The sequence below is a fragment of the Streptomyces sp. NPDC005374 genome (genome assembly GCF_042872225.1).
GTDB lineage: Bacteria > Actinomycetota > Actinomycetes > Streptomycetales > Streptomycetaceae > Streptomyces.
In genome coordinates this window covers 440574-463423 of sequence record NZ_JBIAKA010000005.1, presented here as the reverse complement: position 1 = coordinate 463423, position 22850 = coordinate 440574, and the positions used below count along the sequence as shown (strand labels likewise).

Annotated in this window: 23 protein-coding genes and 1 tRNA gene; 17 read left to right on the top strand and 7 right to left on the bottom strand. The window is 70.3% G+C overall.

The features are described 5' to 3' along the window. Positions 1-33 precede the first annotated feature (33 nt). The 3 genes from ACFYRX_RS15920 to ACFYRX_RS15910 all read left to right on the top strand — a co-directional run bounded on the left by ACFYRX_RS15920 (position 34) and on the right by ACFYRX_RS15910 (position 1878). On the top strand, positions 34-771 hold the full coding sequence (locus tag ACFYRX_RS15920) for a siderophore-interacting protein (RefSeq protein WP_389099863.1): 738 nt from the start codon (positions 34-36) through the stop codon (positions 769-771). A gap of 103 nt (positions 772-874) precedes the next feature. Beyond that, complete coding sequence (locus tag ACFYRX_RS15915) at positions 875-1465, top strand: HhH-GPD-type base excision DNA repair protein (RefSeq protein WP_389099861.1); 591 nt, start codon at positions 875-877, stop codon at positions 1463-1465. A gap of 89 nt (positions 1466-1554) precedes the next feature. Continuing rightward, the gene (locus ACFYRX_RS15910; protein ID WP_389099859.1) at positions 1555-1878 is read left to right on the top strand and encodes a hypothetical protein; all 324 of its coding nucleotides are present in this window, start codon (positions 1555-1557) and stop codon (positions 1876-1878) included. Between the two features lie 193 nt (positions 1879-2071). Here the strand turns inward: ACFYRX_RS15910 and ACFYRX_RS15905 are convergent, their stop codons facing one another. Further along, positions 2072-3703 carry a helicase HerA-like domain-containing protein gene (locus tag ACFYRX_RS15905; RefSeq protein WP_389099857.1) on the bottom strand — a complete coding sequence of 544 codons (1632 nt, stop codon included), beginning with the start codon at positions 3701-3703 and terminating at the stop codon, positions 2072-2074. A gap of 104 nt (positions 3704-3807) precedes the next feature. Between ACFYRX_RS15905 and ACFYRX_RS15900 the strand changes: the two genes are divergently transcribed. Both ACFYRX_RS15900 and ACFYRX_RS15895 read left to right on the top strand, forming a co-directional pair. Then, positions 3808-4104, top strand: a complete 297-nt coding sequence (locus tag ACFYRX_RS15900) for a type II toxin-antitoxin system VapB family antitoxin (protein ID WP_003999914.1) — start codon at positions 3808-3810, stop codon at positions 4102-4104. A gap of 135 nt (positions 4105-4239) precedes the next feature. Continuing rightward, on the top strand, positions 4240-4863 hold the full coding sequence (locus tag ACFYRX_RS15895) for a LytR C-terminal domain-containing protein (RefSeq protein ID WP_389100024.1): 624 nt from the start codon (positions 4240-4242) through the stop codon (positions 4861-4863). Positions 4864-5436: 573 nt separating this feature from the next. Here the strand turns inward: ACFYRX_RS15895 and upp are convergent. Further along, positions 5437-6072 (bottom strand): uracil phosphoribosyltransferase, encoded by a 636-nt coding sequence (gene upp, locus ACFYRX_RS15890; RefSeq protein ID WP_389099855.1) that lies wholly within the window; start codon positions 6070-6072, stop codon positions 5437-5439. Between the two features lie 710 nt (positions 6073-6782). On the opposite strand from upp, the gene ACFYRX_RS15885 reads away from it, so the two are divergent. The 7 genes from ACFYRX_RS15885 (at position 6783) to ACFYRX_RS15855 (ending at position 10787) form a co-directional block, all read left to right on the top strand. Further along, on the top strand, positions 6783-7331 hold the full coding sequence (locus ACFYRX_RS15885; RefSeq protein ID WP_389100022.1) for a hypothetical protein: 549 nt from the start codon (positions 6783-6785) through the stop codon (positions 7329-7331). A 59-nt stretch (positions 7332-7390) separates the two neighbouring features. Next, positions 7391-7816 carry a tRNA adenosine(34) deaminase TadA gene (gene tadA, locus ACFYRX_RS15880; protein ID WP_389099853.1) on the top strand — a complete coding sequence of 142 codons (426 nt, stop codon included), beginning with the start codon at positions 7391-7393 and terminating at the stop codon, positions 7814-7816. Between the two features lie 67 nt (positions 7817-7883). Next, positions 7884-7968: transfer RNA gene (locus ACFYRX_RS15875), tRNA-Ser, on the top strand. A 108-nt stretch (positions 7969-8076) separates the two neighbouring features. Beyond that, positions 8077-8253: a hypothetical protein gene (locus ACFYRX_RS15870; RefSeq protein WP_389099851.1), complete on the top strand. Its 177-nt coding sequence runs from the start codon at positions 8077-8079 to the stop codon at positions 8251-8253. Positions 8254-8265: 12 nt separating this feature from the next. Continuing rightward, entirely contained in the window at positions 8266-8559 is a 294-nt protein-coding gene (locus tag ACFYRX_RS15865) for a Dabb family protein (RefSeq protein WP_389099849.1), read from the top strand. Between the two features lie 184 nt (positions 8560-8743). Next, positions 8744-9574 (top strand): RNA polymerase sigma factor SigF, encoded by an 831-nt coding sequence (locus ACFYRX_RS15860; RefSeq protein ID WP_389100020.1) that lies wholly within the window; start codon positions 8744-8746, stop codon positions 9572-9574. Between the two features lie 328 nt (positions 9575-9902). Continuing rightward, on the top strand, positions 9903-10787 hold the full coding sequence (locus ACFYRX_RS15855; protein WP_389099847.1) for an RNA polymerase sigma factor SigF: 885 nt from the start codon (positions 9903-9905) through the stop codon (positions 10785-10787). A gap of 268 nt (positions 10788-11055) precedes the next feature. Here ACFYRX_RS15855 and ACFYRX_RS15850 read toward each other — a convergent pair whose 3' ends face one another. Continuing rightward, positions 11056-11262, bottom strand: a complete 207-nt coding sequence (locus ACFYRX_RS15850) for a hypothetical protein (RefSeq protein WP_389099845.1) — start codon at positions 11260-11262, stop codon at positions 11056-11058. Positions 11263-11457: 195 nt separating this feature from the next. On the opposite strand from ACFYRX_RS15850, the gene ACFYRX_RS15845 reads away from it, so the two are divergent. The 5 genes from ACFYRX_RS15845 (at position 11458) to ACFYRX_RS15825 (ending at position 16527) form a co-directional block, all read left to right on the top strand. Further along, complete coding sequence (locus tag ACFYRX_RS15845; RefSeq protein WP_389099843.1) at positions 11458-11967, top strand: MarR family winged helix-turn-helix transcriptional regulator; 510 nt, start codon at positions 11458-11460, stop codon at positions 11965-11967. A 13-nt stretch (positions 11968-11980) separates the two neighbouring features. Then, on the top strand, positions 11981-14515 hold the full coding sequence (locus ACFYRX_RS15840) for an MFS transporter (RefSeq protein ID WP_389099841.1): 2535 nt from the start codon (positions 11981-11983) through the stop codon (positions 14513-14515). 73 nt (positions 14516-14588) lie between these two features. After that, positions 14589-15410, top strand: coding sequence for a YceI family protein (locus tag ACFYRX_RS15835; protein WP_389099839.1), 822 nt, complete (start codon positions 14589-14591; stop codon positions 15408-15410). A 39-nt stretch (positions 15411-15449) separates the two neighbouring features. Next, the gene (locus ACFYRX_RS15830; RefSeq protein WP_389099837.1) at positions 15450-16049 is read left to right on the top strand and encodes a class I SAM-dependent methyltransferase; all 600 of its coding nucleotides are present in this window, start codon (positions 15450-15452) and stop codon (positions 16047-16049) included. A 4-nt stretch (positions 16050-16053) separates the two neighbouring features. After that, a complete protein-coding gene (locus ACFYRX_RS15825) occupies positions 16054-16527 on the top strand; it encodes a PPOX class F420-dependent oxidoreductase (protein WP_389099835.1) in 474 nt (157 codons plus the stop codon). Between the two features lie 91 nt (positions 16528-16618). On the opposite strand, the gene ACFYRX_RS15820 is transcribed toward ACFYRX_RS15825, so the two are convergent. The 4 genes from ACFYRX_RS15820 to ACFYRX_RS15805 form a co-directional block, all read right to left on the bottom strand. Continuing rightward, positions 16619-17380, bottom strand: a complete 762-nt coding sequence (locus ACFYRX_RS15820; protein ID WP_389099833.1) for a TetR/AcrR family transcriptional regulator — start codon at positions 17378-17380, stop codon at positions 16619-16621. Between the two features lie 145 nt (positions 17381-17525). Then, positions 17526-19007, bottom strand: coding sequence for a DHA2 family efflux MFS transporter permease subunit (locus ACFYRX_RS15815; protein ID WP_389099832.1), 1482 nt, complete (start codon positions 19005-19007; stop codon positions 17526-17528). Between the two features lie 110 nt (positions 19008-19117). Further along, entirely contained in the window at positions 19118-21307 is a 2190-nt protein-coding gene (locus tag ACFYRX_RS15810) for a glycosyltransferase family 39 protein (RefSeq protein WP_389099830.1), read from the bottom strand. Then, the gene (locus tag ACFYRX_RS15805) at positions 21307-22845 is read right to left on the bottom strand and encodes a glycosyltransferase (protein WP_389099828.1); all 1539 of its coding nucleotides are present in this window, start codon (positions 22843-22845) and stop codon (positions 21307-21309) included. The genes ACFYRX_RS15810 and ACFYRX_RS15805 overlap by 1 nt, the downstream gene beginning before the upstream one ends. Between the last annotated feature and the right edge of the window lie 5 nt (positions 22846-22850).

The following is a 22850-nucleotide window of genomic DNA, read 5'->3' as shown; positions in this document are numbered from 1 at the left end:
GTGTGGGAATCGTACGCGAAGGGTGAGAAGACCATGGGGCAGGGGCACGGCTGGGAGGGGGCGGTCCTGCGACTGCTGCGCGCGAAGGACTTCGAGTTCACCGTGGCCGGCGCCGAGGACGTCACCGGCGAGTACCGGCGGGTGCACCTCACCGACGGCGGGATGCTGGCCGTCACCGGCGTCCACCCGACCATGTGGGTGCGCCTGTGGTTCTCCGCCGCGGGCAAGCCCCACCAGCGCGCCTACACCCTCGTCGACCCGGACCCCGAGGCCGGCACCTTCACCCTGGAGTTCGCCCTGCACGACGGCGTCGCCAGCGACTGGGCCCGGACGGCGAAGCCCGGCGACACCATCGAGGCCACCGTCCACGGCACCGGCTTCGACCGCCCCGACCCCGAGCCCACCCATGTCTTCGCCTTCGGCGACCCGGCGTCCCTGCCCGCCCTCAACTCCCTCCTCGGCGCCCTGCACTCCTCCCCCGCGACCGTCTGGTTCGAGGGCGGCGACGAGGACCTCCCCTTCCGCACCGACCCCTCCCGCCACGAGGTCCGCCGGGTCCTGCGCATCGACTCCGGGGCGCATCTGGTCGCCCAGGCGAAGGCGGACCTGCCGGACCTGCTGAGGACCCACCCGGACGCGTACGTCTGGATCGCCTGCGACACGACGACCACCAGGTCCCTGTCGTGGTACGTCCGCAAGGAGCTGGCCGTCCCCAAGGAGCGGGTGAACGCGCTCGGCTACTGGCGGGACCAGCCGGCCGCCTCCCGGTAGGGGCAACCCGGCGCCTCCGCGGAGGCGTGCCACCGACTCCCCGCATTGGCGTGCCGCCGGCCCCCGGTAGAGGCGAGCCGTCGGCGCGGGCATGATCGGAGTCATGGACGTCACCCTGCACCTCGCCCAGGACCCCGAGGCCGACGAACTCCTCGGCCGCTCCCCGCTCGCCGCGCTGATCGGGATGCTGCTGGACCAGCAGGTCCCGATGGAGTGGGCGTTCAAGGGCCCCCGCACCCTCGCCGACCGCCTCGGCGCGAACGACCTGGACGCGCACGAGATCGCCGCGCAGGACCCGGAGGCCTTCGCCGCACTGCTCTCCGAGAAGCCCGCCGTGCACCGCTACCCCGGCTCGATGGCCAAGCGGATCCAGCAACTGTGCCAGTACCTGGTGGAGCACTACGACGGCCGGGCCGAGCTGGTGTGGAAGAACGTGGCCGACGGCCGTGAACTGCTCCGCCGCCTGGAGGAGCTGCCCGGGTTCGGGAAGCAGAAGGCACAGATCTTCCTGGCGTTGCTGGGCAAGCAGCTGGAGGTCCGGCCGGAGGGCTGGCGGGAGGCCGCGGGGTCGTACGGCGAGGCCGAGTCCTACCGCTCGGTCGCCGACATCACCGGGCCCGAGTCACTGGCCAGGGTGCGGGCGCACAAGCAGGAGATGAAAGCCGCGGCGAAGGCAGCCAAGAACAAGAAGTAGGACGCGCCCTCGCTGAGCACGCTGCTGTGAACGGGTGAAATCCAGAGCCGTTGTGATGAAGCGGGTGCGTCGGGTGGCAGACGACCTGGGTGAGCTTCGCACGACGCCCTCCGCACGGCCGCACCTGGCTGCGCACGCTCGTGCTGCTCCTCGCCCTCCTCGTGCCGACCGCTCCCGTGCAGTTACTGCAGCCGCGCGAGGCGCCCGTCGCGGCCGCCGGGGAGATCGTCGAGTACGACGTCCTCGACACGGCCCTGCGGCCACCGGCCCGTACCGCCCACCGTCCGGCCGCACCCCTGCGCCCCGCTTCCCGGCATGAGACGTGCCCCGGCCCCCCTCGCCCACCGGTAGGGGCGTCCCCGCGGCTGCCGTGCACCCCGCCCGCCCCGCGTTCCGTGGTCCTGCGCTGCTGACGGAGCCCGCTTCCCCAGGCCCGTCAGTTCAGCACTCACGCAAGGAACACAGGCATGCCCATCGACCCGTACGCCGTCCTGCGCGCGCTGCTGCGCGCGGAGGCCGCACGCAGTGCGCCGAAGCCGCAGACCACGGAGAAGAAGCCGCCGGTGAGGAAACGCGAACGCGGCTGATCCACCGGAGGAGGCGGGACTACCGTCTCCTCCGGGCCGTACCGAAGAGCGACCTGGTGATCTCGCGCCCGATCTGTGTGCCCACCGACCGCGCGAGGGACTTGAACATGCCGCTGCCGACGACCTGTTCGACGACGGAGGGGTCCTCCTTCGCCTTTTTCGTCGGTGCCTTCATCTCGTCCGGCCCCTTGGCGCCACGTGAGGCGGCGCCACGCGAACTCAGCTTCTCGAGCTTCTCGTAGGCCGACTCCCTGTCCACAGCCTGTGCGTAACGCCCGTACAGCGGCGAGGCCCTGACCGCCGAGTCGAGGACACCGGCGTCGACGGGCCCCATGAGGGACTCTGGGGCCCGCAGCCGGGTCGCGGCGACGGGTGTGGGAGCGCCCTTCTCGCTCAGCACCGTGACCACGGCCTCCCCGGTCCCGAGCCCGGTGAGCAACTCCTCCAGGTCGTAGGCGGAGTGGGGAAAGGTCTTCACCGTCGCCTTCAACGCCTTCTGGTCATCGGGGGTGAAGGCCCTGAGCGCGTGCTGGACACGGTTGCCCAACTGGGCGAGGACGTCGGCGGGCACGTCCTTCGGGGTCTGCGTCACGAAGAAGACGCCGACCCCTTTCGAGCGAATCAGCCGGACGGTCTGCGTGATGGAGTCGAGAAACGCCTTCGAGGCCCCGTTGAAGAGCAGATGCGCCTCGTCGAAGAAGAAGACGAGCTTGGGCCTGTCGACGTCACCGACCTCCGGCAGATCGTGGAACAGATCGGCGAGCAGCCACATCAGGAAGGTCGAGAAGAGCTGCGGCCGGTCCTGTACGGCGGCAAGCTCCAGCACGGACACGAGCCCGCGCCCGTCATCCGCCGTCCGCAGCAACTCGCCGGTGTCGAACTCCGGCTCCCCGAAGAAGTCGGCCATGCCCTGCGCCTCGAACGCGGTGAGGGACCTCAGGATCACCCCGGCGGTGGCGGTGCTCAGACCACCGATGCCCTTGAGCTCGCTCTTGCCCTCGTCGGAGGTCAGGAACGCGACGACGGCCCTGAGGTCCTTGAGGTCGACGAGTTCGAGCCCCTTCTGGTCGGCGTAGTGGAAGACCAGTCCGAGGGACTGCTCCTGGGTCTGGTTGAGCTGGAGCACCTTGGACAGCAGCACCGGCCCGAAACTGGTGACGGTGGCCCGGACGGGGATGCCGTGCCCGATGCCGCCCAGGGCGTAGAACTCGGCGGGAAACCCGGTGGCGGCCCACTGCTGGTGCACGTCGGCGGCCCTGGCCTGCACCTTCTCACTCGCCGCGCCGGGTGCCGCCACCCCCGACACATCCCCCTTGATGTCCGCGAGAAAGACCGGGACACCCTGTGCGGAGAGCTGCTCGGCGATGAGCTGGAGCGTCTTCGTCTTCCCGGTGCCGGTGGCGCCGGCGACCAGTCCGTGCCGGTTGAGCATCGGCAGGGGGATCCTGACCTGCACGTCCGGCAGACAGACTCCGTCCCACAGCAGCGCACCCAGATCCAGCGCGGGCCCGGTGAAGGCGTAGCCGGAGGCGATCTCCAGGGCCGGCCGGGGCAGGGCGGCGGAGGCGGGTTTTGCCTCCGGCATGGACCGGTCGGCGGTGCCCGCGGGGGCACCCGTCACACCCCCGGGTGCGGTCTCTCGCTCGCTCATACCAGACCCTCACTCCCGGTTTACCCCATTTGTTGTTCTTTTTTCAGCGTCGCACTCGGTCGCCATGGCTGCGCCCGGAAGGTCTTGACCGGTAGGCTTTCCGTGTGATCTTCAAGCGCATCGGAAACGGCCGGCCGTACCCCGACCACGGCCGGGAAAGCACCCGGCAGTGGGCGGACGTCGCACCGCGCCCGGTCCGCCTCGATCAACTCGTGACGACCAAGGGCCAGCTCGACCTGGAAACCCTGCTCGCCGAGGACTCGACGTTCTACGGCGACCTGTTCGCGCACGTCGTGAAGTGGCAGGGCGACCTGTATCTGGAGGACGGCCTCCACCGCGCGGTGCGAGCGGCGCTCCAGCAGCGTCAGGTGCTGCACGCGCGCGTGCTCGAGCTGGACTGAGGAACGTACTGAGTGACCGCGCTGTAAAGGTTTGACCCTTTCGGGTTCACCTGCACCGTGGTCAATGATCATCTAGTAGGCATTGCCGTCCTGGCGCACTACGCTGCGCCCATGAGCATGCTGACGCCCCCCGGCATGGGCGGTAAGTACCGGATCACGGGCGACAAGTACCCCCGGATGCGTCAACCCCGGCGGCGCGGCAGGCTCGTGCTCGGGGTGGTGGCCTCCGTCGCCGCGCTGAGCCTGGTCGGCTGGGGCACGCTCCAGCTCATCGACGTGTTCACGGGTGGCGGCGACCAGGCGTCGGCGGCCGGCTCCAAGGCGGACTGCGTGACAAAGGCGAGCGCGTCCCCCTCGACCCCCTCTGCGACCGCCCTCCCCAAGCCGGGCCAGATCACCGTCAACGTCCTGAACGCCACGGCTCGCGGCGGCCTCGCCAAGAAGACCGCGGACGAGCTCAAGAAGCGCGGCTTCAAGATCGGCGACGTGGGCAACGCGACGGCGGCCTACGACAAGAAGGTCAAGGGCACGGGACTGCTCCTCGGCCCCTCCTCCGCACTGAAGACATCACTGCCGGTGCTGGGAACGCAGCTCGCCGCGGCGCAGACCCGCACGGACACCCGCAAGGGCACGGAGGTCGACCTGATCATCGGAACGGCCTTCAAGAACCTCACGCCGAGGGCCGCAGCCGACAAGGCCCTGGCCGCGTTGACCGCACCCGCACCGACAGCCACGGCGACGAAGAAGAGCTGCGGGTAGCTGCGCTGGGCTTGGACCGGGCGCCTATGGAGTGCCAGGACGGGTTGTCGGGCGAGTGCGGCCCGGTGGGGGCTGGTCGCGCAGTTCCCCGCGCCCCTGAGTGGGGACAGGGAATGCACGTTTCGAGGCGCTCGGGGTGAGGGCAGGCGTTTTTGCGCAGTTCCCCGCGCCCCTGGGTGGGGACGGTGGACGCACGTTTCGAGGCGCACGGGGTGGGGGGTGGTCGCGCAGTTCCCCGCGCCCCTAAGGAGTTGCAGGCAGCCTGCACCACGATGGACCGTTCGCCGCGTACGGCGCGTAGGGGACGGGGTGGGGGGTGTCCGCCCGCAGCGGCCGGCGTCCGGAACCGGGCACTGCTCAAGGAACCGAGCCGCCGGACCGAGGACGGACACCCCCCACTCCGGGGCCCCCCCCCCCCCCCCCCCCCCCCGGGGCGGGGGGCGGCCCGCAAAAACCCCCCCCCCCCCCCCCCCCCCCCCCACCACTCCGCCCCCGACCCACCCACCCACCTCAGGGGCGCGGGGAACTGCGCAAAAACGCCCGCCCCCACCGAGCCGCACGGCAAACGCGCGACTACTCCGCCGCGCCGTACAGCCGGTCCCCCGCGTCACCCAACCCCGGCACGATGTACCCGTGCTCGTTGAGGTGATCGTCGATCGCCGCCGTGACCACCGTGACCGGAGCGCCCGCCAGCTCGCGTTCCATGATCTCCACGCCTTCCGGCGCCGCCAGCAGCACCACCGCGGTCACATCGTCCGCACCGCGCTTGATCAGCTCACGGATGGCCGCGACCAGCGTGCCCCCGGTGGCGAGCATGGGGTCGAGGACGTAGACCTGCCGGTTGGACAGGTCCTCCGGCATGCGCGTCGCATACGTGGACGCCTGCAGCGTCTCCTCGTTGCGGATCATGCCGAGGAAACCGACCTCGGCGGTCGGCAGCAGCCGGACCATGCCGTCGAGCATGCCCAGCCCGGCCCGGAGGATCGGCACCACCAGCGGCCGCGGATAGGACAGCTTCACACCGGTAGTGGCGGCGACCGGTGTCCGGATGTCCACCGCCTCGGTGCGCACGTCGCGTGTGGCCTCGTAGGCGAGCAGGGTGACCAGCTCGTCGGCGAGACGACGGAAGGTCGCGGAGTCGGTGCGCTGGTCGCGCAGCGTGGTGAGTTTGTGGGCGACCAGCGGGTGGTCGACGACGTGGAGGCGCATGTCCACAACATTAGCCGGGCCCACCGCCTCGCTCGCGCTGGCGTCAAACCGCCCGACCGGGGGAAAGTGGGAGAGACGGACTGGGGTGGTGAACCAATGCCTGACCTGCCTGACCTGCCTGACCCGCCTGACCCGCCTGAGCGCAAACCGGTGCGCGAACCGGCGCGGGAACCGTCATCGCGGAAATCGCGAGAGCCAGGAGCAACCCGGGGCCCTCTGGCGGAGCCCTCCGCAAGGGACCCGCAGGAGACCGACGCCGAGCGCCGCCGCCGTCGCGCGCAGTTCCTGCGCGACCTCGCGGAGGCCCGCGAGCTTCGCGACCGCGTCCAGCCGCGGCGCGCGAAGGTGGCGCGGCTACGGCACGCGATGCGTATGCGGACCTTCCGCTGGTAGGAGGGACCGGCGCGTCCCGGGGCCCGCCTCCGACGCCGGCCGAAGGCGCGCTGAACAGGTGGCCGTGCGAGGGCCCTTGGAAAAGCCGCGTACGATCCCGCTCGTGGCGGCGACGAGTGCGCTGGTGGGTCCTTCACCGACGTGCCGACGCACGTGCGATCAAAACCACCGGACACAGGGTGCCGAAGACGTCCCCTGAACGCCTTGTTTCTGCCACGATTCCGAGTGGGTGGGGCTCGGAGCCGAGCTCTCCCCGCCCTCAACCTCCGCCGGGGGGACCCCCAACCGGCACGCCTATGACCAGTGGGAGAGTCACGGTGTACTTCGCCGCACTGCTCGCGCGCACCGAAGACGGGTGGGAAGCGAGCGACACAGAGCTCCTCGACAATGTGGAGACGCTGTCGGATCTGGCCGACCTCGCTCGGGAAGCCGCCCCCGAGGAGGACACGGTTCTCGTACTGATCGAGCAGGAGGACGCCTGGTTCGGCGTCGTCCGCATCGACGGTGAGGAGGACCCTCGTATCTATGTCTCCGACGCCGCCGCGGCTGCCCGCAGCTCGTACGGCGAGATCCTGCTCACCGACGAACTGCTCGGAAGGGAGCCCGGCGACGACGTCCCGGACCTGGACGCCCTCGTCGACCTCGACGGCACCGAGGACGGTGAGGACGAGGACACGGAGGAGGACGACGCCGAGGAGAGCGGCGGCGCTTCCGCCGAGGCCGTGCCGCACGGTCCGGTCGGTGACGCCGGGGTCCTGGACGACCTGGGCGTCAGCGAGAAGGAGCTGAAGGCCCTCTCGACGGACGCCGTCACCGAGATCGCCGAGGCGCTGGGTGCCTCGGAGGTCCTGGAGACCGTCCGCTGACCGCAGGGATCCCGGAAGAGGCCACACCGGACCCGGTACGCGACCGCTGGCGGGCCGCGATGCGGCTCGCCCTGGCCGAGGCCGGCCGGGCGGGCGAGGACGTGCCGGTCGGTGCCGTCGTACTGGCCCCGGACGGCACGACCGTGCTCGCGGCCGCCCACAACGAACGTGAGGCCACCGGCGACCCGACCGCGCACGCGGAGGTCCTCGCGATCAGGAGGGCGGCGGCGCGGCTCGGCGAGTGGCGGCTGACCGGCTGCACGCTCGTCGTGACGCTGGAGCCCTGCACGATGTGCGCGGGCGCGATCGTGCAGTCCCGGGTCGACCGGGTGGTCTACGGCGCCCGGGACGACAAGGCGGGCGCGGCCGGCTCCCTCTGGGACGTCGTCCGCGACCGGCGGCTCAACCACCGGCCCGAGGTGATCGAGGGCGTCCTCGCGGACGAGTGCGCGCGGCCGCTCACGGAGTTCTTCCGCGGACGCTGAAGGGACCGCTTCCGGGCCCCGAATACCGATTTCAAAGCACGCCGCACCTTGCTGTAAGGTCTCTCTCGGTAGCGTGTCCGAGCGGCCGAAGGAGCTCGCCTCGAAAGCGAGTGTGGCGCAAGTCACCGAGGGTTCAAATCCCTCCGCTACCGCTTGAGAAGGGCCTCGTCGAGAGACGGGGCCCTTCGTGCGTACTGATCACCCCGGTTACACTCGCGCCCCAGAAGGAACAGAGAACACCTGAAGCGGGGGAGGCCGCAGTGGCGGTGAACGGAAAGAAGCTCGCCGTCTATGTGCTCGTGGTCTTCGTGTTCTACGTGGTGATCACGGACCCCGAGAAGGCAGCCGACTACGTGCAGATAGGGTTCGAGGGCATATCGGACGCCGCCAAGGCGGTCGGCGACTTCTTCACCTGGCTGGCCGACGGCGCGCACTAGCTGGGAGCGCACATGATCCGTCACCTCGTCCTCTTCAAGCTCGACGAGGGTGTCGAGCGCGACGACCCGCGGGTGGTGGAGGGTGTCGCGGCCTTCCGCGCGCTGGACGGCAAGATCCCCGAGATCCGCTTCTGGGAGCTGGGCTGGAACCTCAGCGACCGTCCCATCGCCTACGACTTCGCCATCAACTCCGGCTTCGACGACGCGAACGCGCTGCGGACGTATGTCGAACACCCGGAGCACCAGGCGGGCGTGGCGCTGTGGAAGGAGTTCGCCACCTGGGTGATCGCGGACTACGCGTACTGAACCGGGGCGCTCCGAAGCCTCCCGCCGGGAACGGCGGGGGGCTTTTCTGCGTCTTTCATCACCTTTCGCCCTTCAACACGGCGTAACCCAACGTTATGCGGTGCTTGCACACAGTGCACATGTCTTGTGATGCTATGACCGCTTTTGACGGATGAGTTGACCATCAAAGTTGACCAACGAAGAGGTGGCGTTGACCGTGTCGGCCAGTACCGCGCCTCCCCAAGAGGCCCCCCAGGAGGCCGCCCCACGCAGTCGCGGCGCCGACACCCGGGCGCTCACCCAGGTGCTCTTCGGCCAGTTGAAGGGGCTCCAGCCGGGCACGCCGGAGCACAACCGGGTACGGACGGCGCTCATCGAGGCCAACCTCCCGCTCGTGCGCTACGCGGCGGCCCGCTTCCGCTCCCGCAACGAGCCGATGGAAGACGTGATCCAGGTCGGGACCATCGGGCTCATCAACGCCATCGACCGCTTCGACGCGGACCGGGGCGTGCAGTTCCCGACCTTCGCGATGCCTACAGTCATCGGCGAGATCAAGCGGTACTTCCGCGACAACGTCCGCACGGTCCATGTCCCGCGCCGGCTGCACGAGTTGTGGGTGCAGGTCAACGGCGCGACCGAGGATCTGACGACCGCCTTCGGACGCACCCCGACGACGGCCGAGATCGCCGAACGGCTCCGCATCGGCGAGGACGAGGTGCTGTCCTGCATCGAGGCCGGACGGTCGTACCACGCCACCTCGCTGGAGGCGGCCCAGGAGGGCGACGGACTGCCGGGGCTGCTCGACCGGCTCGGCTACGAGGACCCGGCGCTGGACGGCGTGGAGCACCGCGATCTGGTCCGGCACCTCCTGGTGCAACTCCCCGAGCGCGAACAGAGAATCCTTCTCCTGCGCTACTACAGCAACCTCACCCAGTCACAAATCAGCGCGGAACTCGGCGTCTCCCAGATGCACGTGTCGAGGCTACTCGCGCGTAGCTTCCAACGGCTGCGGTCCGCCAATCGGATCGAGGCATAGGCGGCGTCGGATAGCGGATGCATAAGGGGCGCACGGTCGCACGCTCCGGAACACCGCAGCTCGCAAGCACTGTCGAGACGTAACCGCTAAGAGCGAATCGCTCACCAGCGCCGTTCCTGGCACTTCTGCGCTGAAAAACCGTCAGACCCCCTTTATCCAGGGCGGATTCGAGTCTCACATGTCGACATGTCACTACAGCGTGTTGCCGACATGTGACATTCTGCGGGAACTGCGTTTGCCGTGGCTTCGGCTCCGGTATTCAGGTGAAGGCGAACGCTCCATCCGCGGAACGTTCGCCGCGACCGTCCCGCGACCCAAAGGGGGTGGCATGTCCGCAGACCAGGGCAGCTCGAAGGTGCTCACGCTCACAAAGAGCGAGGCTGCGCCCGCGCTCATCGATGTCCCGGCTGTCGAGGCCGCGCCGGCCCCGACTCCCCCGACCGTGTCCGGGGCCATCGACACCCGCACCCTGTCCCGCTCCCTCTTCCTGCGGCTCGCCGCACTCGACGAGAACAGCCCCGAGCGTGCGTACGTCAGGGACACCCTCATCGAGCTCAATCTCCCGCTCGTGCGCTACGCGGCGGCCCGCTTCCGCTCGCGCAACGAGCCGATGGAGGACATCGTCCAGGTCGGCACCATCGGCCTGATCAAGGCGATCGACCGCTTCGACTGCGAGCGGGGCGTGGAGTTCCCGACGTTCGCGATGCCTACGGTGGTCGGCGAGATCAAGCGGTTCTTCCGCGACACCTCGTGGTCGGTGCGTGTCCCGCGCCGCCTCCAGGAGCTGCGTCTGGCCCTCACCAAGGCCAGCGACGAGCTCTCCCAGAAGCTGGACCGTTCTCCGACGGTCGCCGAACTCGCCACCGTGCTGGGCGTGTCCGAGGAGGACGTCGTCGACGGCCTCGCGGTCGGCAACGCCTACACCGCCTCCTCGCTGGACTCCCCGGCTCTGGAGGACGACGGTGGCGAGGGGTCCCTCGCGGACCGGCTCGGCTACGAGGACACCGCGCTGGAGGGGGTCGAGTACCGCGAGTCCCTCAAGCCGCTGCTGGCCAAACTGCCGCCCCGTGAGCGGCAGATCATCATGCTGCGCTTCTTCGCCAACATGACGCAGTCGCAGATCGGCGAGGAGGTCGGCATCTCGCAGATGCACGTCTCGCGACTGCTGACGCGGACGCTGGCGCAGCTGCGGGAAGGTCTCATCTCGGACTGACCCGTCCGCACGGGTACGCCTTCGGGAGTGCCGGGTGCGGTCGTCTCGCGGGTGCGGGTGAGTTGTGGCTGGTCGCGCAGTTCCCCGCGCCCCTGAGTGGGTTGCCGTGAGGTGTGTTCGGACGTCAGCCGGGTGCGGGTGCCGTTGCGCGGTTCCCCGCGCCCCTGAGTGGGCTGCCGCGAGGCCTGTTCGGACGTTCCCCGCGCCCCACGCGTGAGGGGCCGGTGGTCGCGTGCGACCCCGGCCCATCCTGTGCCGCGAGTCTCCGCTACTTCAGTGCCAGCCAGGCCACCACCGCGACGATCGCCACCGCGACCACCACGCCGATGATGAGGCCGACGCGCGGGCCGCCGGAGGAGGTGGCCGGTGCGGCCTGCTGGCGGGGGCCCTGGGGGCCCTCGTCGACGAACGCGCGGAACATCTGGGTGCTGCCGGCGGGGTCGTGGTTGCCCTGGGGGCCTTGGTTGTCAGCCATGCCCAGAGACCCTAGCGAATCAGGCCGTGCGGCCCAAGTGCGGGGCCGACAGGGGTGACAGCGGGCCCCACATGCGGGTTTACGTTCGCAATACTTGCCTTTGCCAACTTTTTATACCGTACTCACACCGTTTTATTTGCCTGTAGCAACCAAGCAGCTCTATGGTTGCCCTAAGCAACGAATACGGGAGGTGTGATGGCCGAGCAGACGCGATACGAGGAGCTGATCCGCCAGTTCAGCGCCTTCGGTGCCGTGAAGAGGGAGGTCGGGCGGATGATGCCGCCCGAGTGCCCCAGCGGTTCCGCCGCCGTACTGACCCTGCTCGGGCGCTACGGAGACATGCGCATGAGCAGGCTCTCCGAGCTGCTCGCCGTGGACATGTCCGTGACCAGCCGCCATGTGGCCCACGTCGCCGCACGTGGCTGGATCGAACGCTCCCCCGACCCGGCGGACAGGCGTTCGCGCATTCTGCGCCTGACGCCGGCCGGGCAGGCGCTGCTCGACCAGCTGTCCCGGCGGACCTCCCGGATGCTCGCCGAACGGCTGAGCGACTGGAGTGACGAAGAGGTGATCCAGCTGACCGCGCTGATGGCCCGGCTGCGGGCGAGCTTCGACGACATCCGTGCCCACGGCCCCGAACTGCGGCCTCCCGCACCACCCCCCGTAATCGAACCGACCACCCGTACACCCGCGACCACCACGTAAGAGAAGGAAGCTCATGGCAACGACCACACCAGCCGGTGTGCGGGCTCACGCCAAGCACGGGGGAGGCTCCACCGAGTACGCCCCGATGACGCACCGGCAGATCATGGAGGCCATCTCCGGCCTGCTGCTCGGCATGTTCGTGGCGATCCTGTCGTCCACGATCGTCACCAACGCCCTGCCTCACATCATCAGCGACCTCGGCGGCGGCCAGTCCGCCTACACCTGGGTCGTCACCGCCGCCCTGCTGTCCATGACCGCGACCACCCCCCTGTGGGGCAAGCTCGCCGACCTGTACAGCAAGAAGGCGCTCGTCCAGATAGCGCTGGTCATCTACGTACTGGGGTCCGCGGCGGCGGGGCTGTCGCAGAACTCCGGCATGCTCATCGCCTGCCGTGTCGTCCAGGGCATCGGCGTCGGCGGTCTGTCCGCCCTCGCGCAGATCGTGATGGCGGCGATGATCTCCCCGCGCGAGCGCGGCCGTTACTCCGGCTACCTCGGCGCGACCTTCGCCGTCGCCACCGTCGGCGGCCCGCTGCTCGGCGGTGTCATCACCGACACCTCGTGGCTGGGCTGGCGCTGGTGCTTCTACGTCGGCGTCCCCTTCGCCGTGATCGCGCTCATCGTGCTGCAGAAGACCCTGCACCTGCCCGTCGTGAAGCGGGACGTCAAGGTCGACTGGGCCGGCGCCACCTTCGTCGCCGCCGCCGTCTCCCTGCTGCTGGTCTGGGTCACCTTCGCCGGTGACAAGTACGACTGGGTGTCCTGGCAGACGTACGCGATGGTCGGCGGTTCGATCATCCTCGGTCTGCTCTTCGTGCTGATCGAGTCCAAGGCAAGCGAGCCGATCATCCCGCTGCGCCTGTTCAGGAACCCCACCATCACGCTGGCGTCGCTGGCCTCGCTGTTCGTCGGTGTCGCGATGTTCACCGGCACGGTCTTCTTCAGCCAGTACTTCCAGCTGGCCCGCGACAAGTCCCCGACGATGTCGGGCGTGATGACCATCCCGATGATCGGCGGGCTCTTCGTCTCCTCCACCGTCTCCGGGCAGTTCATCACCCGCACCGGGCGCTGGAAGGCGTGGCTGGTCAGCGGTGGCGTGCTGGTGACGGCCGGCCTCGGCCTGCTCGGCACCATCCGGTACGACACGGACTACTGGAAGATGTCGATCTTCATGGCCCTGCTGGGTCTCGGCATCGGCATGATGATGCAGAACCTGGTGCTGTGCACGCAGAACCAGGTCGAACCGAGTGACCTCGGCGCCGCCAGCTCCACGGTGACCTTCTTCCGCTCCCTCGGCGGCGCGGTCGGCGTCTCCGCCCTCGGCGCGGTCATGGCCCACCGGATCACGCACTACGTCACGGACGGCGTCGCCGCCCTCGACCCCAAGTACCAGGCCGCCCTGTCCGGTTCCGGATCGTCCACCGACACCATCCCGGACATGAACAAGCTGCCGGTCCCGGTGCGCACCCTCATGGAGAGCGCCTACGGCCACGGCATCGCCGACGTCTTCCTGATCGCCGGTGCGCTGGCGGCCGTCGCGTTCCTGATCACGCTGTTCATCAAGGAGGTCCCGTTGCGGACCAAGGGCGCACTGGCACAGGCCGCCTCGGACGAGGCCCCGGCTCCCGCCGAGACCCCGGCCGCCGCAACGGCCCCCGCCGAGGAGAAGGTTCCGAGCTGGGCTTCTTCCTCCTCCGCCTCCGACACCGAGGTCGCGGCCGACGGCACCCAGAAGCTCTCCGCCGTCGCCACACTGGCCCGCCCCGAGGCGGCGCCCGGCGGCTCTGGCGGCATCCCGGTCCGCGGATTCGTCCGCGGCAACGAGAGCGCCCCGGTCCCGCAGGCCGCGGTCACGCTGATCTCGCTCGCGGGACGGCAGCTGGGCCTGTCGGTGACCCAGGCCGACGGTTCCTACACGGTCGAGGCGCCGAGTGTCGGATCGTACGTCCTGATCGCCTCCGCCGACGGGTTCCAGCCGCAGGCGTCCACGGTCCTCGTGAACGGCGAGCCGGTGGCGTACGACATCCTCCTCAGCGGCACCAGCGGGCTGAACGGGCTCGTGCGGGCCGCGCACAGCGGGGAGCCGGTCAAGGACGCGATGGTGATCGTCACCGATGTGCGGGGCGATCTGCTGGTCACCGGGACCACCGGTGAGCAGGGCGAGTTCGCCTTCGGCGAGCTGGTGCCGGGTGCCGTGACCGTCGCGGTGAACGCCGCCGGGTTCCGGCCGCGCGCCCTGCCCGTCGAGGTCGGCGGTACCGGCGTCACGCGCCTCGAGGTCGACCTCGACACGGGCGCCCGCCTGCAGGGTGTCGTACGGGCGCCGCACGGTCCGCTGGCCGACGCCCGGGTCACGCTCGTGGACGCCGCAGGCAACGTGATCGGCAGCGCCACCACCGGGACGGACGGGGCGTACGCCTTCACCGACCTGGACGGCGGCGAGTACACGGTCATCGCGACGGGTTACCCGCCGCAGGCGACGGCCCTGACGGTGAACGGCCCCGCGGTCGACGGGCACGACATCGAACTCGCCCACCCCGGCGAGTAGTTCACCCAGTCCGGCCCGTGGCGGGGAGCGCGCTCCCCGCCACGGGCCGGTCTTCTTTGAGGAGGTATGTGACATGGGACTGACCGCGAGGATCCGCACCCGGGACGGGTGGGCCGTGTCGCACGCGGTCGTCACGGTGACCGACATGACCGGCGCACAGGTGCTGCGGGCGGAGGCCGACGCGGAGGGCGCCGTGCGGGACGGCACACCGCTGGAGCCGGGGCCGTACACCGTCATCGTCACGGCCGTCGGGTACGCGCCCGCCGCGTCCAGCGCGATCGTCACCGCGAGCGGGCGCGCCGAGGTCGGCACGGTCACCCTGGCCCGCATCGGCGGCACGGAACTCCCGCCGCCCGGCCCGTGGACCGTGGACCCGGCCCACTCCGGCGTGAACGCGGTCGCCCAGCACCTGGGCATCTCCAGCGTGCACGGCCGTTTCACCGACTTCACCGCGGCGATCGAGGTCGCCCCGGACGACGTGACCAAGTCCCGGGTGGAGGCGGTGATCCGGGCCGCCTCCATCGACACGGGGAACGCGACGCGGGACGAGCACCTGAGGTCGGCCGACTTCCTGGACGTCGAGCGGTACCCGGAGATCACGTACCGGTCGACGGGGCTGACCGTGGCCGGTACGGACCGGTGGACCGTGCGGGGTGAGCTGGCGATGCGCGGTGTCGTACGGCCCGTCGACCTGGACCTCGCCTATCTGGGGACGGGGGCCGACCCCTGGGGCGGTACCCGGGCCGCCTTCCGGGCCACGACCCAGTTGCAGCGGGAGGACTTCGCCATGAACTACAACCAGGTCGTGCAGGCGGGGATCGCCGCCATCGGGACGACCCTGAAGGTCGAACTCGATGTGCAGGCGGTACAGGGGGAGTCGCTGCCGCAGGTCTGAGGCCGCCGCGTTGTCAGTGCCGGGTCGTACCGTTCGGGTATGGGACGGGTTGCGGGGGTTCAGGGGTACTACGCCGAGTCGGCTGAGCGGCTGGGGACGGTGTACGAGAGCGTCACGTTCGAGGTGGTGCACGGGGCGCTGCTGGATCTGCTGCCGGATCCGCCCGCGCGGGTGCTCGACGTCGGCGCGGGGACCGGGCGGGACGCGGCGGCGCTGGCCTCCCGGGGGTTCTCGGTCGACGCGGTGGAGCCGGTGGCGGAGCTGCGGGGTGTGGCCGAGCGGCTGCATCCCGGTTGCGGGGTGAGCTGGCGGACGGGGGCACTGCCGGCACTGGATGGCGTCCAGGGGCCGTACGACGTCGTTCTGCTGTCCGCGGTGTGGATGCATCTGCGGCCGGAGGAGCGGCCCGTCGCCATGCGGCGCCTTGCGGGGCTGCTCGCGCCCGGCGGGGTCCTGCTGATCACCCTGCGGCGCGGTGAGCCGCCCGCGGACCGGCTCATGTTCGACATACCGCCGGAAGAGGTCGCCGGGCAGGGGGCGGAGGTGGGGCTGCGGCTGCTGCGGATCGTGGACGAGGGAGCGGACCGGCTCGGCCGTGACGCGGTTCACTGGAACGCCGTGGCGCTCCAACTAGGCTGATTCCATGGCACCGAACATTGCGACCAACAAGGCCGTCTCCCTGGACGAGCTGCTGGACTTCGTACGGCCCCGGCACCGGGCGATTCTGCTGACGCGGCGGGCGGACGGCTCGCCGCAGGCCTCACCGTTGACGTGCGGGGTGGACGACTCTGGGCGGATCGTCGTGTCGACGTATCCCGAGCGGGCGAAGACACGGAACGCGAAGCGGGATTCCCACGTCAGCGTGCTCGTGCTGAGCGACGACTGGGACGGACCGTGGGTGCAGGTCGACGGCACCGCGGAGGTCGTCGACTCGCCGGAGTCCGTGGAGGCGCTCGTGGAGTACTACCGGAACATCGCCGGTGAGCATCCGGACTGGGACGAGTACCGGGCGGCGATGGTGAAGCAGGGCAAGTCGATCATCCGGGTCACGCCGGAGCGGTGGGGGCCGGTTGCCACCGGCGGTTTTCCGGCTCGGTTGGCTTCGCCGGAGGCGTGACGCCTGAGGGGGTGGGGAGTTGTGGCTCGTCGGCGGGTGCGGGTTCGTTGTGGCTGGTCGCACAGTTCCCCGCGCCCCCGGGTTGGCGCACCTACGTCGGCTCGACCATCGCCTCGATTCCCTTGACCAAGAGGTCCAGGGCGAACGTGAAGTCCCTGTCCCGCATCTCCTCGACCGTGTCGCCTCCCCTCGCCGTCATGATCTCCTCGTTCTCCTTGAGGATCTCCGCGGCGCCGGGAGACCGGGTGGCGGTGGTCATGGCGTGGCGGAAGAAGGCCTCCTGGGTCATTCCGGCCTGAGCGGAGCGGGCGATGAAGTGGCCCTCGATGGTGCCGAAGCCGTAGACGAACTGGAAGACGGCGGAGATCGCGCCGGTGATGCCATGTGCGGGCAGGCCGGTCTTGCGGACGACCCGGTGCACGACCCGGGACAGGGCCAGGGAGTGGGGGCCGATGTTGAGGAACGTGCCGGCCAACGGTGACGCCCAGGGGTGCCGGACCAGCAGGCCCCGGTACTCCCTGGCCACCGTGCGCAGTTGGTCCCGCCAGTCCTCGTCGGCCTCCGGGTCCGGCAGTTCCAGCTCGCCGAAGGCCGCGTCCAGGGCGAGTTCGAGCAGGTCGTCCTTGGTGTCGACGTACCAGTAGACGGACATGGCGGTCACGCTGAGCTCGGCGGCCAGTCGCCGCATGGAGAACTTCGCCAGCCCCTCGGCGTCCAGGAGACGGACCGTCACCTCGGTGATCCGGTCCCGGTCCAGGCCGGAGGGCTGCCCGCCACCACGGCCGCCCCGGCGCACCTTGCCGTCCAGCCAGACACTGGTTCGCGCGGCCGCTCCTTGGCCTGCCTTCACCATGGCGCACCTTCCGAGACGTCGTTCACTTGCAAGGATGCTAGGCCTGGACCGGTTTGTGAGGGCGCGGGGCGGTACCTGGATGCGCTCCCGGCGCGTGGGCGCGACCAGCCACGACGCACCCGAAGTCCCCGCCGTCAGCGGGGTCTCAGGGGCCCGGCACCCGCTCGGCCCGCCGCAGCAGCACCGCCGCCAGCAATCCGCCGAGCAGCACAGCGACCGCCCCCGCCAATTGACTGGTCTCCAGGCCGGAGGCGAACGCGTCGGTGATCCGCGCCCGTTGCTCCTTCGACCCCGCCTGAGCCAGCGCCGCCGGCAGTGACGCCGCCGCCACCGGAACCAGCGCCGCGAACCGGGAGTTCAGCACCGCGCCCAGCACCGCGACACCCAGGCCCTGTCCGAACTCCGCGAGGGTGCCGTTGATGCCCGCGCCCACGCCCGCCTTCTCCGGGGGGATCGCGCTCATCACGGCGTTGGCCATGGCGGGCATCGCGAAGGCGACCCCGGCGCCCATGACGACCAGACCGGCCAGCATGCCGCCGTACCCGTGCCGGCCGAGCACGGCGATCGCCGCGAGGCCCACGGCCAGGCAGGTCATGCCGATCGCGATGGTGAGCGGCGTGCCGACCCTCGGCAGCAGCTTCGCGCTGATCCCGGTGAGGTTGAGCGCGACGATCGTGAGGGCGAACGGCGCCGTCCGCAGGCCGGCCTCCAACGGGCCGTATCCGAGGACGAACTGGAGGTGCTGGGTGAGCAGGAACAGCGACCCCGCCATGCCGAAGGCGACGAGGATCGCGCCCGCGACGGCTCCGGTGAACCGCTGGTTGCGGAAGAAGTGCATGTCCAGCATCGGGTGCGGGGTGCGCAGTTCCCATACGGCGAACCCGGCCAGGACCACGACCCCGATCGCCGCGGAGACGAGGGTGGTGGAGGAGGTCCAGCCGTGGTCGGGGCCGGAGATGATCGCGTAGACGACGCTCGTCATGCCGATCGTGGAGAGCAGCGCGCCGAGCAGGTCGGGGCGGTCGCCCTGCGGGTTCTTCGACTCCGGTACCAGGGCCAGGACCGCCACGAGTCCGATGACCGCGACCGGGATGTTGATGAGGAAGATCGCGCCCCACCAGAAGTGGTCGAGCATCACCCCGCCCAGCAGCGGGCCCACGGCGAAACCCAGCGAGTTGACCGTCGACCACAGGCCGATCGCCTTCACGCGCTCGCTGTCGTCGAAGATCTGGACGACGACGGCGAGCGTGGTGGTGATCAGGAGTGCGCCGCCGACGCCCATGCCGGCGCGGGCCGCGATGAGTTGGCCGCTGGTGGTGGCGAGGCCCGCCACCAGGGAGCCGATGCCGAACAGGGCCAGCCCCGCCATCAGCAGCTTCTTGCGGCCGTAGCGGTCGGCGGCGCTGCCCGCGGTGAGCAGGAGGCCGGACTGCACCAGCGAGTAGGCGTTGATCATCCACTGGATGTCGGAGGTGGCCGCGCCCAGTTCGCGGGTGAGCGAGGGGATCGCGACGTTCAGGACGGTGTTGTCGAGCAGCACGGTGAGCTGCGCGAGGCAGATGACGCCGAGGATCAGCCAGCGCTGGGGGTGGCCCCGGGAGACGGTGAGGGAGGCGGGAGCGGACATGCCGTACACCGTAGAACAGTTCCTATACGCCGTACAACGCCGTTTCCGGACGGAGGAACGCCGAAGGGCGGCGACCTCAGTGGCCGCCGCCCTTCGCCTTCGGAGGACCGTCAGCTGCTCGCCTTCTGGGTGAGGTCGTAGAAGGTGGCCGAACCGACCGTCACCTTCTTGAAGGTGGCCTCGACCCACGAGGAGATCTGCGAGGACGTACCGCTGCTGCTGCCGCCCATGCCGCCGCCGGTGCCACCGGAGATGAAGTAGTGGATCTTTCCGTCCGCCACGTACTCCTTGAACTGGGCCAGCGTCGGGGACGGGTCGGTGCCGTTGAAGCCGCCGATCGCCATGACGGACCCGTTGGTGGCCAGTTGGTAGCTCGCGGCGTTCTGGGCGCCGATCGCGGCCGCCGCCCAGGTGTAGTCGTCGGCGTCGGTCTCCAGCAGCTTCTTGGCCTCGGCGGAGACCGTGGCGCCGTTGAGCAGGCCGCCGACTCCGCCGCCACCGGCCATGCCGCCGCCGCCACGCGTGGTGCCGCCGGGCATACCGCCCTGCTGGTTCTGGCCGGGCATCCCGCCGCCGGTACCGCCGCCCGGGAAGCCCTGGCCCTGCTGGCCCTGGCCCCGGGTGGTTCCGTTGCCCTGCTGATTCTGGCCGCCGCCGAAGCCGCCGCCCATGCCGCCACCGGGACCACCGCCGCGGCCGCCCCGACCGCCCCCGCCGAAGCCCATCGAACTCGCGCCCGCCGGACCCGCCGTCGGGATGGACCCGGTGTGCGCGGAGTTCACCGTGCTGAGCGTGTACGCCGCCGGACCGGCGAGGGAGGCCGCGATGCCCAGCGCCGCCGCGCCCAGCGCCAGTTGGCGGCCGAGCCTGGCCACGAAGACCAGACCGAGCGCGGCGACCAGCCCGCCGATCAGAACCAGCCACTTCAGCCAGGGCAGGTAGTCCGGGGTGCGGTTGAGGAGGACGTATCCCCAGGCTGCGCCCGCCACGACCGCGGCCGCGAGGGTGAGCGAGGCCCACATCTCGGCGCGCTTCTCCCAGAGGATCCCCGCGCCCATGCCGACCACGGCCGCGATGTAGGGGGCCAGGGCGATCGTGTAGTACTGGTGGAAGATGCCCGCCATGAAGCTGAAGACCACCAGCGTCATCAGCAGCGAGCCGCCCCACACCAGGAACGACGCCCGGGTGACCGAGGTCCGCGTGAGTTTGCGCGTCGCCACCAGGCCCGCGACGAGCAGGATCAGCGCGGCCGGCAGCAGCCACGAGATCTGGCTGCCGATCTCGGAGTTGAACATCCGGTTCCAGCCGGTCTCGCCCCACTGGCCAGTACCGGTGCCGCCGCCTCCGCCGCCCACGCTGCCGGTCTCGTCGCCGTTGAGGCGGCCGAGTCCGTTGTAGCCGAAGGTCAGTTCAAGGAAGGAGTTGTTCTGCGAGCCGCCGATGTAGGGGCGGGAGGAGGCGGGCCACAGTTCGACGATCGCGACCCACCAGCCGCCGGAGACGACCAGGGCGAGGGTGGCCGCGCCCAGCTGGCCGAAGCGCTTCTTCAGGGAGACCGGCGCGACGACCGCGTACACGATCGCCAGCGACGGCAGGATCAGGAAGGCCTGCAGCGTCTTCGCGAGGAACGCGAAGCCGATCGCCACACCCGCCCACACCAGCCACTTCGTCTTCCCGTCCTCGACCGCACGGACGACGAAGTAACAGGCCAGCGCCATCAGCAGCGCCAGCATCGCGTCCGGGTTGTTGAACCGGAACATCAGCGCCGCGACCGGAGTGAGCGCGAGCACCGCGCCCGCGATCAGACCGGCTCCGGGGCTGAAGCGGCGGCGCACGGAGGCGTAGACGACGGCGACCGTGCCGACGCCCATGAGCACCTCGGGGCCGAGGATCGTCCATGAGTTCAGGCCGAAGATCCGCGCCGCGATCTCCATCGGCCACAGGAACGCCGAGGGCTTGTCGACGGTGATGGCGTTGCCCGCGTCCAGCGAGCCGAAGAACATCGCCTTCCAGCTCTTCGTGCCGGCCTGGACGGCCGCCGAGTAGAAGGAGTTGGAGTAGCCGGAGGCGCTCAGGTTGTAGAAGTAGAGCGCCGCGGTGGCGAGGAGCAGGCCGAGGAAGGCCGGGCGCGCCCAGCGGGGGTCCTCGGGACGGCCGCGCCACAGTCTGCGCGCGAAGGGCTGCTGGGGTTCACCGGACTCGGGGGCCGGGGGAGCGACGGGTTCCCGTACGTCCGTCACGGTCACCGCCGGACCCCACCCGGAACCCTGCTGGGTCGGATGGTCGGTCTGCGTGGTCATCAGGAGTTCCTCGGGTCGGTGTCGGTCGGGCGCACCGGCTGCAACCGCGCGGTGGCGTCCTTCCAGGAGCGCTGCTCCGCGGCTTCACCGGCGCGGAACTCGGTCGTGTCGTACGGGGAGGTCGTGTCGTACGGCGAGGTCGTGTCGTACGGCGAGGTCGTGTCGTACGGCGACTGCGGTGCCGTGGCGTACTGGTGCGCCGTGGGGCGCTGGGGCAGCGGCCCGTAGGACTGCTTCGGGAAGTGGGCCGGGGAGGCGGGTGTGCGGCCGGCCACCACCGTGGACCGGGGCTCGTCGTCGTCGCGGTCGGGGAACACCCAGGCCCGGAAGAGCAGGAAGCGCAGCACGGTCGCCGCGAGGTTGGCGGCGATCAGGACGGCCAGTTCGGTGGAGTGCGCCGGGTCGCTGGTGGCCGCGTTCAGGGCGGCCAGCGAACCGGCGGTCAGCGCGAGGCCGATACCGAAGACGACCAGGCCCTGCGCCTGGTGCCGGACGGCGCCGCCCCGCCCGCGCACCCCGAAGGTCAGGCGCCGGTTGGCCGCCGTGTTGGCGACCGCGGAGACCAGCAGGGCGAACGCGTTGGCGATCTGCGAACCGCTGAAGGTCCGGAAGCCGCTGTAGAGGAGGAGGTAGAAGAGGGTCGACAGACCGCCGACGACACAGAACCCGACGAGCTGGCGGGCCAGCCCCTTCGGCACGTCCTGCACATCGCGGTCGCGCGGGTCGTCGCCGAACGGGCGGGCGATCCGGTCCAGCGGCAGCGCGCCACTGGCGAGTGCCTTGCCCACGCGCCACACCCCCTTCAGGTCGTCGGTGGCCGTCTTGACGATGTGGACGGTGGAGTCCGGGTCGTCGACCCAGTCGACGGGCACCTCGTGGATACGCAGTCCCGCGCGCTCGGCGATGACCAGCATCTCGGTGTCGAAGAACCAGCCGGTGTCCTCGACGAGCGGCAGCAGGACCTGGGCCACGTCACGCCGGATGGCCTTGAAGCCGCACTGGGCGTCGGAGAAGCGGGCCTGGAGCGAGCCGCGCAGGATCAGGTTGTAGGCGCGGCTGATGAACTCGCGCTTGGGGCCGCGCACGACCCGGGAGCTGCGGGCGAGCCGGGAGCCGATCGCCAGGTCGGAGTGGCCCGAGATCAGCGGGGCCACCAGCGGCAGCAGCGCGTTGAGGTCGGTGGACAGGTCCACGTCCATGTAGGCGAGGACCGGGGCGTCCGAGGCGGACCAGACGGTCCGCAGCGCTCGGCCGCGGCCCTTCTGCTCCAGCCGGAAGGCCCTGACCTCCGGGATCTCCGACTCCAGCCGCCGCGACACCAGGGGAGTGGTGTCCGTGGACGCGTTGTCCGCGATGGTGATGCGGAACGCGTACGGGAACGTGCGCTTGAGGTGCTCGTGCAGTCTCAGCACACACGGCTGGAGGTCCTTCTCCTCGTTGAAGACGGGGATCACTACGTCCAGGACAGGCGTACCGGCGTCGCCGGCCGGGAGGTGCTCCCGCGCCGGCAGGGTGCCGGGAGAAGAGTCGGTTCGCATGCCAA